This window comes from Hyphomonas sp., from assembly GCF_037969335.1.
Classification (GTDB): Bacteria; Pseudomonadota; Alphaproteobacteria; order Caulobacterales; family Hyphomonadaceae; genus Hyphomonas.
The window spans coordinates 1-13,262 of the sequence record NZ_JBBKXE010000095.1 but is presented as its reverse complement, the minus strand read 5'-3'; the positions used below and the strand labels follow the sequence as shown (position 1 = coordinate 13,262).

12 protein-coding genes are annotated in these 13,262 nt (G+C 56.8%); 6 read left to right on the top strand and 6 right to left on the bottom strand.

Annotation, left to right across the window (positions count from 1 at the left end; genetic code table 11):
• Window positions 1-141: 141 nt before the first annotated feature.
• The 3 genes from AADA04_RS07495 to AADA04_RS07485 all read right to left on the bottom strand — a co-directional run bounded on the left by AADA04_RS07495 (window position 142) and on the right by AADA04_RS07485 (window position 2,789).
• Window positions 142-732: a polysaccharide biosynthesis/export family protein gene (locus AADA04_RS07495; RefSeq protein WP_340692634.1), complete on the bottom strand. Its 591-nt coding sequence runs from the start codon at window positions 730-732 to the stop codon at window positions 142-144.
• A 58-nt stretch (window positions 733-790) separates the two neighbouring features.
• Entirely contained in the window at window positions 791-1,702 is a 912-nt protein-coding gene (locus AADA04_RS07490; RefSeq protein WP_340692633.1) for a metallophosphoesterase family protein, read from the bottom strand.
• A gap of 67 nt (window positions 1,703-1,769) precedes the next feature.
• Window positions 1,770-2,789 (bottom strand): glycosyltransferase family 2 protein, encoded by a 1,020-nt coding sequence (locus AADA04_RS07485; RefSeq protein WP_340692632.1) that lies wholly within the window; start codon window positions 2,787-2,789, stop codon window positions 1,770-1,772.
• Window positions 2,790-3,036: 247 nt separating this feature from the next.
• On the opposite strand from AADA04_RS07485, the gene AADA04_RS07480 reads away from it, so the two are divergent.
• The 4 genes from AADA04_RS07480 (at window position 3,037) to AADA04_RS07465 (ending at window position 7,526) form a co-directional block, all read left to right on the top strand.
• Window positions 3,037-3,327, top strand: a complete 291-nt coding sequence (locus AADA04_RS07480) for a putative quinol monooxygenase (protein WP_340692631.1) — start codon at window positions 3,037-3,039, stop codon at window positions 3,325-3,327.
• Between the two features lie 14 nt (window positions 3,328-3,341).
• Complete coding sequence (locus AADA04_RS07475; RefSeq protein ID WP_340692630.1) at window positions 3,342-4,565, top strand: acyl-CoA dehydrogenase family protein; 1,224 nt, start codon at window positions 3,342-3,344, stop codon at window positions 4,563-4,565.
• Window positions 4,566-4,591: 26 nt separating this feature from the next.
• On the top strand, window positions 4,592-6,049 hold the full coding sequence (locus AADA04_RS07470) for an MFS transporter (protein ID WP_340692629.1): 1,458 nt from the start codon (window positions 4,592-4,594) through the stop codon (window positions 6,047-6,049).
• Between the two features lie 73 nt (window positions 6,050-6,122).
• Window positions 6,123-7,526, top strand: a complete 1,404-nt coding sequence (locus AADA04_RS07465) for a Do family serine endopeptidase (protein ID WP_340692628.1) — start codon at window positions 6,123-6,125, stop codon at window positions 7,524-7,526.
• Between the two features lie 6 nt (window positions 7,527-7,532).
• Here AADA04_RS07465 and AADA04_RS07460 read toward each other — a convergent pair whose 3' ends face one another.
• Together AADA04_RS07460 and AADA04_RS07455 are read right to left on the bottom strand one after the other, a co-directional pair.
• Window positions 7,533-8,786, bottom strand: coding sequence for a cytochrome P450 (locus AADA04_RS07460; RefSeq protein WP_340692627.1), 1,254 nt, complete (start codon window positions 8,784-8,786; stop codon window positions 7,533-7,535).
• A gap of 71 nt (window positions 8,787-8,857) precedes the next feature.
• A complete protein-coding gene (locus AADA04_RS07455; RefSeq protein ID WP_340692626.1) occupies window positions 8,858-9,700 on the bottom strand; it encodes a TauD/TfdA family dioxygenase in 843 nt (280 codons plus the stop codon).
• Between the two features lie 57 nt (window positions 9,701-9,757).
• On the opposite strand from AADA04_RS07455, the gene AADA04_RS07450 reads away from it, so the two are divergent.
• The gene (locus AADA04_RS07450; protein WP_340692625.1) at window positions 9,758-11,071 is read left to right on the top strand and encodes a replication-associated recombination protein A; all 1,314 of its coding nucleotides are present in this window, start codon (window positions 9,758-9,760) and stop codon (window positions 11,069-11,071) included.
• Window positions 11,068-11,808: an RNA pseudouridine synthase gene (locus tag AADA04_RS07445; RefSeq protein ID WP_340692624.1), complete on the top strand. Its 741-nt coding sequence runs from the start codon at window positions 11,068-11,070 to the stop codon at window positions 11,806-11,808. Before AADA04_RS07450 ends, AADA04_RS07445 begins: the two co-directional genes overlap by 4 nt.
• Before the next feature lie 128 nt (window positions 11,809-11,936).
• Here the strand turns inward: AADA04_RS07445 and sppA are convergent.
• On the bottom strand, window positions 11,937-13,262 hold a 1,326-nt coding region (gene sppA / locus AADA04_RS07440; protein WP_340692623.1), incomplete at its 5' end, for a signal peptide peptidase SppA.

The window sequence follows — 13,262 nt, the reverse complement described above, 5'->3', positions numbered from 1 at the left end:
CGGCTTTCTGCCGATTTTCGTGTATCGATACGAGACAGACCGTCGAAAATGTTGGTTCAAAATGAACACGCCCGCGACGTTCAGTATCGAACGTCGCGGGCGCAATAAAACGGTGGCGAGATGAACTGATTCGCGAGGTGCCTAAAAGATGCGTTCGCCGATCCGAAGCGTGTCCCCAGGCTTGACCACGGTGTTGGTATCGAGTTCGAACGGCACTTCCTGATTTCCATCCGCGCTCTTGATAAAGACGACTTTCTTGTTGGCGCGATACGTAAACCCTCCTGCCGCGGCTACAGCATTCAGCACGGTAAGGCCGGAGTTGAATGGGTATTCGCCAGGTCGACCAACTTCGCCGAGGATGTAGAACGGTCGGTAATTGATCACTTCTGCACTCACTCGGGGCTCAAGAAGAAATCCGTTGGAAAGGTTGGTTGCAATCGTCGTTTCGAGCTCCTGGGTGCTCAATCCAACGGCTGTCACTTGCCCGATCAAGGGGAGAGAGATTGCGCCTGTCCCATCGACCACGAACTCGCCAGAGAGCTCAGGCTGGCCAAACACGTTGATGCGCAGTTTGTCGCCTGTGCCCAAAGTATAGGCAATATTCGACTGGGTCTGGGCCGGAGTTGACGGATCCGCCACTTGACGGCTTACCGGCCCGGTCGACTGGCAGGCCGTTGCGAACATGAACATGGCGAGGGCTGCCATGAGGATGATTGAGCGAAATAGCGACATAGGTAAATCTCCAAGTGATGGCGACGAAACGCGGCCAAACTGTTTCAGTCTGACGCACTCACGTGGTCAGGAAGGCAATTTCCTCGCCGAAGAATCGAGCCGCCGACAGCTTGCCGCTAAGGAAGGCGCCTGTGTCGAGGCCAATGCGGCGATTGTCCCGGAAAACTTCTTCGGCTGGAGTGTGTCCGTGGACTATCAGATGCGAAAATTGCTTGGTGTCGTCAAGGAACTCGTCTCGGATCCAGAGCATATCACGCGTGCTTTGCTCGGCGATTGGTGTGTCGGGTCTTAGGCCCGCGTGGACGAACAGGTAGTCGCCAGCTGAATGATAAGGTTTCAGCGAACGGTAGAAGTCCAGATGCTCTTGCGGCAAGCGCTCACGGAAAGCGCCCCAAAGCTTCGTCCACGCAGACCGCGCTGCCGCCATAGCTTCGTGCGACCCCAGACTGCCCCGCGTGTTAGGTGGTTGGAAGCCATAGGAATAGAGCGTTTCGCCGCCACCATAACGCACCCATTGGCTGCCAAACGACTCGTCCTCAAGGAATTTCAAAAGTGCCTCTTCGTGGTTCCCCATCAAGAACACTGTCTCGAACTTGTTCAAACGGTCGCTCAGAAACAGCTCGATCACGTCTCGCGATTGCAGGCCGCGGTCAATATAGTCCCCGAGAAACACGATAGTGATGCGCGTGTCTGTTGGCAGACTGGCCGCATCAGCTTCGATTTCGACGATCAGACGTTCGAGCAAATCATGTCGTCCGTGAATGTCGCCGATCGCGTAGATGCATTCGCCATCTGGGGCGGCAGTGACTCGGGTCACTTCGCTTCGTTCGGGCTTGGCAACCACGGGCGCGTCATCATTGGATTGTCCAACATGGTCGCGAATGCGCGCGCGCAAAGACGTTGCTGAACGGGTCAGGCGCCCGAACTGAACCAGGAAAGACCTTTGCAAGAGTTGTGGCAATCTGGACATGACGTCTTTCTGAAGAGTCCCTCTTTATAGTGTTTTGTCGTAAAATCCAATTTCTCGCTTCGCGAAATTATCTAGGCCCCGCAAGGGATTGTATGACGAATCCTGCAGCCCAACTCATGTGCATTGTGCCCAAAGCCACTCCCGCCAGGAGACCGCAGGCAGACTTCTTCACCATGGCGACATAAACAGAGGCTGCGGTAAGGATCGTGAGATAGCCGGCGGGCAGGAGAATCGCGGGCAGATAGAAGGGGGCGGCGAGCAGGCCGATAAGGCTGCCCAGCAAGGCGAGTATGGGAAGCATCTGACGGACCTTCGGTGTCTGGCGGTGCTTGAATACGGTTCGCGCCCGGCCCTTCCCGTAATTGTAATATTGGCGTGCAAGTGCTGCGACTGAGCCACGTGGGATGTAGATTTTGCGGATCGTGGCATCCAGGAAGATGCGGCCCCCTGCCTGAACGACGCGCTCGTCATATTCTGCGTCCTCATTGTGGGAGAATGTTTCATCGTATCCGCCGACAGAACGGAAAACTGACAGGTCGAATCCTGCATGGTGGCCATGATCGACATAGCCTGAACGTGTTCCGCCACGGTGTGCCGACCCGCCTGATCCCAGTGGTGTATCGACGATCCAAGCATTGGCTTTCTCGAAGCAGCTCTCGCCCCGCGCGTCCATGGGGATGACAACCGAGGCGGCTTGCGTCCGCTGGAGCGCAGAAGCAACCGACTGGATAAACCCTGCCGGAAAAATGGAATGGGCGTCGCACCGTATCAGGAACCTTGCGCTATCATCAGCGCATTGTGCCACGGCGAGGTTGATCGCGGCAGACTGGAGCTTTTTGCTGTTGTGAACGAGACGAAGATTCGGAAACTCCGGCATCAGCGATGTAACGATCTCAACCGTCGTATCGGTGCTGCCGCCGTCTACAACGACAAGCGTAACGCGCCGCAACCAATCATCACCAGACATGAGTGATCGAATACAAGCCTCGATATGCCGGGCTTCGTTCAATGCAGGGATAATCGCCAACACCCACGTGGGGTCGAGGGTTTCGACCGTCTTTTCAAGAATTTGGGCGTTGGTGTCCACTGTATTTCCTGCGTGTTCGAGTTCTAACAGCCTGTAACAGCAAGTCTCGTTCCATTTTGCACCAGACAGGCGAAATTTGAAGCATCAATGGGACAGGGAGCCACCGCAGTCCGGGGCTTCTTGTCGACTGGAGGGCCTCGATCAGCAGTGTCCTCCTTTTTTGCCCACTCTCCCTTAGGTCAAGCTTGCCCAGAGCCGGGAAGCCCATATTGTGGTGAAAACAACTCGAATAAATGGGAGAGAATCAATGATCGGTGTCGTAGCGAAGCTCAAAATTCAGGATGGCAAGCAGGCTGATTTCGAACAGGCCGGAAAAGATCTTATGGCCAAGGTGAAGGCCAATGAACCAGGTTGCCTGACCTACCAGCTCTACAAGGAAAAGGGCTCGGATACCGATTACATCTTCATGGAGCAGTATGCGACGTCTGATGATTTGAAGGCACACGGTCAGACCGAATACTTCAAGGCGGCTGGGCCGAAACTCGGTGCCTGCCTCGCCGGCGCCCCGCAGGTACAATATTTCGATATGGTCGAATAGGCGGGCGCGGAAATATGGATCTGTCATTCACGGACGAAGACGCCGCGTTCCAGCAGGAGGTGCGTGGGTGGATTGCCAGTGCCTATTCGCCCGACCTTCGCGCCAAGATGGCCATGTCGAAAAATGGTTATCTCGACAAGGAAGGCCAGGTCGCTTGGCAGCGAAAGCTGAACGAAAAAGGTTGGGCCGCAGCAAATTGGCCGGAAGAGCATGGCGGCCCAGGGCTTAGCCCGTCCGAGCGCTATATCCTGAACATCGAGCTGTCAGCGGCCGGTACACCAACCGTCAGTCCGATGGGCTTCTCGATGGTCGCGCCGGTTATCATGGCGTTTGGCTCCGAGGCGCAGAAAAAGAAACACCTACCGCCTATTCTCGCGTCGGACGTCTGGTGGTGCCAGGGCTATTCCGAGCCAGGCGCCGGGTCCGACCTCGCATCGCTCCAGATGAGCGCCGTGCGCGATGGTGACGACTACATTCTGAATGGTTCGAAGATTTGGACGACGCACGCGCAGTGGGCCGACTGGATATTCTGTCTCGTGCGGACAAAGAAAGGCGTCAAAGCTCAGGAAGGTATCAGCTTCATCATCTTCCCGATGACATTGCCCGGCATTTCCGTCTCCGCACTGCCGACGCTCGACATGCCGGTCGAGGGCCAGCAGGAAGTCAACCAGGTGTTCTTTGAGGATGTCCGTGTTCCAGTTGAGGGCTCGCTGGTCGGCAAAGAGAATGAAGGCTGGACCTATGCGAAGTACCTGCTCCAGTTCGAGCGGGGCAATTCCTATGCGCCAGGGCTGCGCAACATGTTGAAGAAGGCAAAGAATATCGCGAGCGTGGAACAGACTGACGGAGACGCACTGATCCGGGACCCTGACTTCGCCCGCAAGGTTGCCGCGCTTGAAATGAAGATCGACAGCATGGATGCGACGGAGCAGAGGATATTTTCCTCGCTGTCTGCTGGCCAGGCGGTTGGACCAGAAAGTTCGATGTTGAAATGCCGGGGCTCGGAGACGCAGCAGGAAATCACGGAACTGCTCGTTGAAGCTGTTGGCGCCTATGGGGCGCCGTTCGTGCAAGACAGCCTCGCCATCGCGCGGCAGGGGGCGAATGCCGACCTGTCAATGCCCGATTATGCGGTGCCAGTGACACCAAGCTATTTCAACTATCGTAAGACGTCGATCTATGCCGGCTCAAACGAGATCCAGCGCAACATCATGGCGAAGATGGTGCTTGGCTTGTAACGGAAAATACCCAGAGAGGGTAACGCATGGCGACTGGATCTGAGGGCAAGCCCAGCATTTTGACGCGCCTTGCGTTTGGCGTCGGCGGCATCGCTGACGGCGTCAAGAATAACGGCTTCGACTATTTCCTTCTATTCTTCTACAGTCAGGTCTTGGGCGTGCCAGCGGCCCATGTCGCGACTGCGCTTTTCATTGCCCTGATCGTTGACGCCGTTTCCGACCCCGTCGTTGGTTATTGGTCCGACAATTTCCGGTCGCGGCTGGGGCGTCGGCACCCGTTCATGTACGCAGCGATGCTGCCGGTTGCGATCGCCTATTATTTTGCATGGAATCCACCGGCGGGGCTAACAGGAAGCGAACTGTTTCCTTGGCTCGTCGCTCTCACAATCACCGTGCGGCTTCTGTTCACCATCTATGAAGTACCGCAAAACGCTTTGGCAGCAGAACTGACCAGCGACTATGATGCTCGTACATCGCTGATGTCCTATCGCTATTTTTTCGCATGGGTGGGGGGACTTTCCATCCAGATCGCGCTGCTCGCTCTTCTATTGCGTCCGACCGAAGCAGACCCGTCAGGGTTCTTCAATACACAAGGCTGGCACACATATGGTTTATGGGCGTCCGTGGTAATCTTCCTTGCCGTACTTGCGACGACCGCTGGAACGCATAGCCATATATCGCACCTGAAATTGCCGCCACCACAGCGCAAGCTGACGATCCGCAAAATATTCAGCGAAATACTCGAAACAGTTTCCAATCCTTCGTTCAGGGCGTTGTTCCTGGCAACGCTGTTCGGCTTGCTGGCGTCAGGTATTTCAGCGTCGCTCAATCAGTACATCAACGGACTGTTCTGGGGCTTTACGACAGACCAGACTGCGCTTCTGACGGTGGCCGTCTACGTCTCGGCTGTGATCGCCCTGATCGTTGCACCGATCATTGGCAAGACGCTTGGCAAGAAACGCGGCGCGATCATCATCGGAGTGCTTGCCTTTACTATCGCGCCAGCACCGGTACTAGCGCGCGTATTTGGTCTGATGCCACCGAACGGAACAGACCTCTTGTTCAATATTGTTATCTCAATCACGATTTTCGATCTCGCGCTGATTATCGCGACACAGATGCTGATGGGGTCCATGATTGCGGATATCGTAGAGGACAGTGAGCTGGCGACGGGGCGCCGATCCGAGGGTATTTTCTTCGCTGGCATCAGTTTCATTCGGAAGCTCGCGCAGGGATCGGGAGTCATGCTCGCCGCGATAGTTCTCTCCGTCGCATCGATCACGCCGGGAATGCGACCGGGCATGGTGCCGGATTCGCAGCTCCAGTTGCTCGGCATCGGTTATGCCGTGTCTGTGCTGACCATCTGGATGCTCATGATCCTTTGCGTTTCGTTCTACAAGATCAGCCGCGAGGGACATGAGGCCAATTTGCGGGCGCTTGCTGAGCGCGCAGGGCAGAATGCCGCCCGGGTAGATTCTGACTGAATTGTCATAAACAGACGAATTGCCACCTGCGCGATGCCGCAATAGAGCCATAGTCATGATGCACACGATACCCATGACAAAACACATCTCGAAGCTGCTGGCGGTCGTTGGTCTGGCAGTGTTGGCGCTTCTGATCGTGGCCGTATTGCCGCTGTTCGCAGAGGCTCAGGAAGTGCCGCAGAGTCGCTCCGAGATGGAGCTCTCGTTCGCGCCGCTGGTTAAGCAGACCTCGCCTTCAGTCGTGAACGTTTACACGCAGAAACGTGTCACATCGCGCGCCTCTCCTATGGAGCAGTTCTTTTCGGGCGGCATCGCACCGCGGGAGCGTGTGCAGAACTCGCTTGGCTCAGGTGTTATTGTGGGAGCCGATGGTGTGATCGTCACCAACAATCACGTCGTTGATGGGGCCGAGTCGTTTCGGGTCGTGCTCAGCGACCGCAGGGAGTTTCCGGCGGAACTCGTTCTGGCTGACGAGCGTACGGATCTGGCTGTACTGAAAATCGACACGGAAGGTGCCCAGCTTCCGACACTGCCTTACGCAGATACACGTGCGTCAGAAGTGGGGGATCTTGTCCTCGCCATCGGTAATCCGTTCGGTATCGGTCAGACCGTCACCAGTGGCATCCTGTCGGCAACTGCACGGACAGATGTGGGAATCTCAGACTACGCGTTCTTCCTTCAGACTGACGCGGCAGTAAACCCCGGCAATTCGGGCGGCGCGCTGGTCAATACCAAGGGTGAACTGGTTGGCGTGAATACCGCGATCTTTTCACGATCAGGTGGCTCGAACGGCATCGGCTTTGCCATTCCAGCCGAAATGGTCAAGCGCGTCGTGAATGCGGCGATCAACGAGGGCACGTTCGTGCGCCCGTGGCTTGGCCTGGCGGGGCAAGCCGTCAGCTATGACATCGCCAAGGCGCAGGGACTTTCCCGTCCAATCGGTGTGATGGTAACCGAAGTGTACGAAGATGGTCCAGCGGATCGTGCGGGCCTGCGGCGGGGAGACCTGATTACCGATATCGATGGACGCGAAGTGTTCGACGAGAAGGGACTCAAGTTTTTAGCCGCGATCAAGAGCCCGGGCGAGACGAGTGAGTTGACCCTGCTCAGAGGCGGGAAGTCTCAAACCAAGACTGTGAAACTGGCGCCGCCTCCCGGAGCTACCGAGGCCGACGTTGTCCTGCTTGACGGCGCGACTGTGTTTTCGGGCGCGCGCGTGGTGGAATTATCGCCACGGCTTGCCGAAGAGAACGGCCTTGATCCCTTTCAGAAAGGGTCAGGCATCTATGTCCACTCCGTGCTGCGCCGTTCCGTTGCGCGCAATTACTTCCGGCCCGGCGATATCATCCGGTCGGTGAATGGTGTGTCGACGAAGTCCATAATGGACCTGAAGGCAGCCTTGAAACCGGAAACCCGCAGTTGGAACATCGAACTCGAGCGCAATGGGCGTATAATCAAGGGCACAGTTACCCTTTAGTCCGCCCTATTTCGCGTGAACGATAACCGGGACATTCTCGAATCCGAGCACAAAGTTCGAGAGCACGCGCGTTGGCTCTCCGACGACTTCAATGTGTTCGAATCGGGCGAGAATTTCTTCCCACAGGATACGAAGCTGCATTTCCGCGACACGGTTCCCCATGCAGCGGTGAATGCCGAACCCGAAAGACAGGTGCCGACGGGCGTTCTCGCGATCGATGAGGAACTGATCGGGATCCCTGATCACCGTCTCGTCACGATTGCCCGACGCATACCACATCACGACCTTGTCGCCTTTGTGCATCTGCTTGCCGCGAAATTCGAAGTCCTGCTTTACGGTTCGGCGCATGTGTCCGAGTGGCGTTTGCCAACGGATAATCTCTGACACCATGTTGGGTATTAATTCGGGGTTGGCCTTCAATTTTGCGTATTGCTCAGGAAATTCGTCCAGCGCAACAACGCCGCCTGAAATGGAATTCCGGGTCGTGTCATTTCCACCCACGATGAGCAGCATCAGATTGCCGAGAAGCTCCATGGGGTTGTTGATCATGTCCTTCGTCTCGGGGTCATGGGCAAACAGGGAGATGAAGTCGAATTTGCGCGGCTGGGCAGCGCGTTCCTTCCAGAGCCCACTGAAGTAGGCGAGGCATTTGTGAAGTTCGGCTTCACGGTGCTTCATGTCTACTTCAATGCCGACAGTTTCCGACGTCGTCGTCACATCAGACCAATAGGGCAGGAGGTGGCGATCCTCGAACGGGAAGTCGAACAGTGTCGCAAGCATCTGCGTCGTCAGTTCCTTGGAAACATGCTCAACCCAATCGATTTTTTCGCCGACCGGGAGTGCGTCTAGAATGTTACACACGCGCTGACGTATCAGCGCTTCAATATCGCTCAATTGAGTTGGCGCGACAGCCGGCTGGACGGCTTTGCGCTGCACGTCATGAACCGGTGGATCGCTCGCGATGAACATGGGCGTGTCGAAGTCGGCCGGCGCATCGCCGATTACAATGTCGCGTTTCGATGAGAAGACATGGTGATTGGAATCCACCGCCACGATGTCTTCATATCTTGTGATCGACCAAAACGGTCCGAACTGGCTTTCTTGGCAAAAATGAACCGGGTCTTCCTGACGCAGACGACGAAAATACTCACCATGCTGGTTGTGCAGAAACAGTTCTGCTCGGGATACGTCGAGCGTGTCCAGTGGCAGGTCCCACGGATTGGGGATGTCAGGCCCCACGGTTTGGATCGTGTCAGCCAAGATTATCCTCCCACATTGTTCTTATTCTTGTTGCATGCACGCTACGCCCGAATTTGCGGCCCGGAAAGGTGTCAGGCCGAACCGATTGTTGTGCGGTGCAGCAGGCGATCGAAGCCCTTGTAGCCGCCTGTGGCCATGTGCAGGAGGCTGCGATTGTCCCACATCAGCAACATCCTTGGCTGCCACTTGTGGCGATACTGGAATTGGGGCTGCGTCTGCCAGCGAAATATTTCGGTGAGCAGGTCCCACGATTCTGCCTGCTCCATGCCGTCGATTCCGATGATATAACCGGCGCATCCGAACAACGCCTCGCGTCCGGTTTCGGGATGCCTGGAGATGATGGGGTGTAGTTGCGTTGCTTCGGCCTCGTCCGAGGGGCGAATGTCCATCGATCGTCCTGCAGCACGATCGTCAGCGCCGTAAAACCCTGTCGGCGCGTAGGCGTTACGGGCTGAGTGGATTGCTTGCCTGCCTTCGATGCGTTGCCGCAAAGTGTCCGGCATCTGTTCGAGTGCAAGGTGCTGGTTCACGAAAAGCGTGTCGCCACCTTCTGGTGGGATCGTGATTCCGTAAAGGCACGTACCTGCTGGCGGTGCTTCCTGGAAGCTCCAGTCCGTGTGCCAGCTTTCGGCGAAGATCGGCGCGGTTTCGTCGGCGGCGCGCTTCACGGCGATGATATGTTTGCGGCCCGGAATGGGGGCGATGAACGTGTCATCGCCAAATGGTCCGAACAGCAGCGTAAATCTCTCGAGGTCATCGTCACTGATGGCCTGATCCGGAAATGCCAGAACGTGGTGTTGCAACCAGGCGTCTCGAATTTCAGCCACAACGTTTGACGAAACGGGCATAGACAGATTCAGGCCGGTAACCGACGCCCCAAAGGGTTGCCCTGACGGGCTGATCTCAAGTGACATGTTTTTTTCCTCCCAGATTATCTTATCACGATGCCCGTTCCCGCATAGGAGTGCTGTATGTCCGACTTGTTTGCTGCCTCCGACCTCTCAGAATCTGCACCGCGCCCGCTGGCTGACCGATTGCGTCCGGCCCGGCTGGCAGATGTTGTCGGACAGGACCACCTGATCGGTTCTGGCGCGCCACTGAGCCGGATGCTCGAAGCTGGCCGACTTTCGTCAATCATCCTTTGGGGACCACCGGGCGTTGGCAAGACAACGATTGCCCGGCTCTTGGCAGCGGAAACGGATCTTGAATTTGAGGCGATCAGTGCGATTTTCTCAGGTGTGAAGGACCTCCGGGCGGTGTTCGACAAGGCCGCAGCGCGGCGCGATGTGGGGAAGGGGACCCTATTATTCGTCGATGAGATTCACCGGTTCAACCGGGCTCAACAGGACGGGTTTCTTCCCTTTGTCGAGAGTGGCGCCGTTACGCTCGTTGGCGCGACGACTGAAAATCCTAGCTTCGAAATCAACGGAGCGCTGTTGTCGCGCTGTGCGGTGCTCACGCTGAAGCGGCTTGAGCCCGGCGATATGGAGACGCTGCTCAAGCGCGCTGAGGCGCTTGAAGGGCGCCAGCTGCCGGTGGAGGAGCGAGCGCGCAAGGCCTTGGTCGACATGGCGGATGGCGATGGGCGGTACTTGCTGAATCTCGCAGAGCAGGCCTTCATGATGGCGGAAGCGCCGCGCCTGTTGTCACTCGGGGAGTTGAGCGCAGCTGTTCAGAAACGAGCGCCCGCCTATGACAAGGACCGCGAGGAACACTACAATCTCATTTCCGCCTTGCACAAATCGATCAGGGGTTCTGATCCCGATGCTGCGCTATATTGGTTCGCACGAATGCTCGAAGGAGGGGAAGATCCCTTGTTCCTTGCGCGGAGGCTGGTCCGCATGGCGAGTGAGGATATTGGACTTGCCGATCCGACGTCGCTGTTGATCTGTGGCGAGGCTGCGCGAACGTACGAGAGGTTGGGAAGTCCCGAAGGCGAACTCGCCCTTGCCCACGCTGTGATTCATCTGGCGACTGCCCCCAAGTCAAATGCGGCCTATGTCGCCTACAAGGCCGCACGACGCGCAGCTGCCGAAACCGGCAGCCGGAAGCCGCCGAATCACATTCTGAACGCGCCTACGGCGATGATGAAAGAACAGGGATATGGCTCCGGATACGAATATGACCACGATGCCGAAGGCGGCGTATCCGGACAAAATTATTTTCCGGACGGGATGGAAGCCGAGTCATATTATCGACCGAAAGGGCAGGGTCGTGAGCGACCTATTGCTGAACGACTCAAAGAGATCGCCGAGATCCGCTCTCGTAAAAAGGACCAGGCATGACCCGCAACAAGCCAGTGCCGGTCATCTCGCCAGAGGATGACGTATTCATCAAGTCACTGATCGTGCATCAGGATGATGATATCATCGCGTTCAACAAGCCCTCGGGCTTGCCCGTGCAGGATGGTCGGGGAATTGATCGTTCGCTGGATTCGCTGTTGGCGGCGTTTGCGCGCTCCAATGGCAAGCGCCCACGTCTGGTGCATCGGCTCGACGCAGGCACATCGGGCCTCATTATTGTGGCGAAAACGCAGCCAGCGGCGGCATTCCTGTCAGAGGAGTTTGCTGAACGACGGACGAAGAAGACCTATGTCGCGGTGGTCGGCGGGGCCATTCCTCACGAACACACGGGTTCGATTGATGCGTCGCTCGTGAAGGTCCAGGAGGCGGGACGAGCGCGCATGATTGTGGCGCGTCCTGATCGCAAAGGTGCGCTTCGAGCGAGAACGGACTGGGAGAAACTGGAAGTTAGCGGGCCTCACGCTGTCCTGCGGCTTGCCCCCGAAACGGGACGCATGCATCAAATCCGTATTCACCTGGCGCATCTCGGATGCCCAATTCTGGGAGATCCCATTTATGGAACTGGCAAGCAGGATGCGCCGCGTCTGATGCTGCATGCGCATTCGTTGGAATTCAGACGCCCCTCTGGCGGCGTTTTGACTTTAAGCGCCGCTGTTCCATTGGATTTTGACGATGTGGCGCGCAATCTCGGATTTAGAACCTATTCCGATTTGATGTAATTCGAGCACCAGTCAATGCGCGGGTTGAATCCAAACTGCGCGTCAGCGGTCGAAATATAATCCGTGCACGTAAAGCAATGAAGGTCTGCCAGGTACGGGCAGGCCTTCACTGAATATCCTGTTGCGGTTCAGTGTTCGCGCAAGCGCGGTCCGACGGCTAGCATCTGGCCCGAATTGACGGCATCTGCAGCGGTCAGGTCTTCGATCAGTACTTGCATGCGGTCATTGTTCGCCACGGTGCCGAGCATATAAGCCACGCGGGCGGTTTCTTCCGAAACACCGAACATGCTTTCCAGGGCTTCAAAGCCGGTCTTTCTGCGCGGGTAGTATGTCAGACGAGGTGTGACGTCGGCGTCGATGCCGCCCAATTCCTTCGCCTTCTCGATTGCGTCCATGAACCCGCCAATCTCGTCGACGAGCCCCTTGTCCATCGCGTCTTCGCCGCTCCAGACGCGACCCCGGGCAACCGCATGGACTTCGTCGTAAGTCATGCCGCGCCCTTCACCTACGATGCCGAGGAAGCGGTCGTAACCACGTTTCAGCCACGCCTTTACTTCAGCCTCCTGTCCCTGAGTGAATTTTCCAGCGCCGTACGCGTCAGCAAAGTCACCGCCCACGCTAACCGTGTCGAAGGTGATGCCGACCTTGTTGAAGGCGCCTTCCAGGGCAAATTTGCCACCATAGATGCCGATTGAACCTGTAATGGTGGACCGGTCGGCCATGATATAGTCGGCGCCGGCCGCCACGTAGTAGCCGCCCGACGCGGCAACTGAGCCCATCGACACGACCACCGGCTTGCCATTTTCCTGAACGCGTTTGACAGCTCGCCAGATTTGATCGGATGCCGTGGGAGAGCCGCCGCCGCTGTCAACGCGGAAGACGATCGCTTTCACCTTTTCATTGTCCCCGGCATCAAGAATGGCGCGGGCGATAGAATCGGAAGCGAATCCTGGTGCGCTTGAAAATGGCGACCCACTTTCAGATCCGCCCGTCACGATCGCACCTTCACCCCCAACGACCGCGATAAGGGGTGCCTTCAGATTGATCGAGGGGGGGATGTAGGATGCAAGCTCGATGATGTCGGAATCTTTGCCCGCGCGTTCTTTGGCGGCCTCCTCTGCCTCTTCCGGCCAGCCGAGCTTGTCCATGATCTTGAGGTCGATAGCTTGCTGTGCTGTTTTTGGACCACTTTCGAGCGCGGACCTGACAGCGTCGACTGAAAGCCCGCGATCCTCCGCGATATCACTCAGCGAAACGTTCCAGATTGATTCGGCCAGGGCGGTCATCGCTTCACGATGAGGGGCGGTATAAGCCTCTTCATTGTAGCTATTGGGTGCGTTCTTGTATTCGTAGAACGGATAGATTTCAGATTTAACATCAACCTTGTCGAACAGGCCTTTGAGGAATTCCGTTTCGAACGTCACCCCCGTTGCAAACAGATCTGTTCCTGGCTG

Excerpts from the sequence above, each read along its gene's own strand:
- AADA04_RS07450 (WP_340692625.1), top strand. The coding sequence starts at position 9,758 with ATGTCCGACTTGTTTGCTGCCTCCGACCTCTCAGAATCTGCACCGCGC.
- AADA04_RS07475 (WP_340692630.1), top strand. The coding sequence starts at position 3,342 with ATGGATCTGTCATTCACGGACGAAGACGCCGCGTTCCAGCAGGAGGTG.
- AADA04_RS07480 (WP_340692631.1), top strand. The coding sequence starts at position 3,037 with ATGATCGGTGTCGTAGCGAAGCTCAAAATTCAGGATGGCAAGCAGGCT.
- AADA04_RS07465 (WP_340692628.1), top strand. The coding sequence starts at position 6,123 with ATGACAAAACACATCTCGAAGCTGCTGGCGGTCGTTGGTCTGGCAGTG.
- AADA04_RS07490 (WP_340692633.1), bottom strand. The coding sequence starts at position 1,702 with ATGTCCAGATTGCCACAACTCTTGCAAAGGTCTTTCCTGGTTCAGTTC.
- AADA04_RS07445 (WP_340692624.1), top strand. The coding sequence starts at position 11,068 with ATGACCCGCAACAAGCCAGTGCCGGTCATCTCGCCAGAGGATGACGTA.
- AADA04_RS07495 (WP_340692634.1), bottom strand. The coding sequence starts at position 732 with ATGTCGCTATTTCGCTCAATCATCCTCATGGCAGCCCTCGCCATGTTC.
- AADA04_RS07470 (WP_340692629.1), top strand. The coding sequence starts at position 4,592 with ATGGCGACTGGATCTGAGGGCAAGCCCAGCATTTTGACGCGCCTTGCG.
- AADA04_RS07455 (WP_340692626.1), bottom strand. The coding sequence starts at position 9,700 with ATGTCACTTGAGATCAGCCCGTCAGGGCAACCCTTTGGGGCGTCGGTT.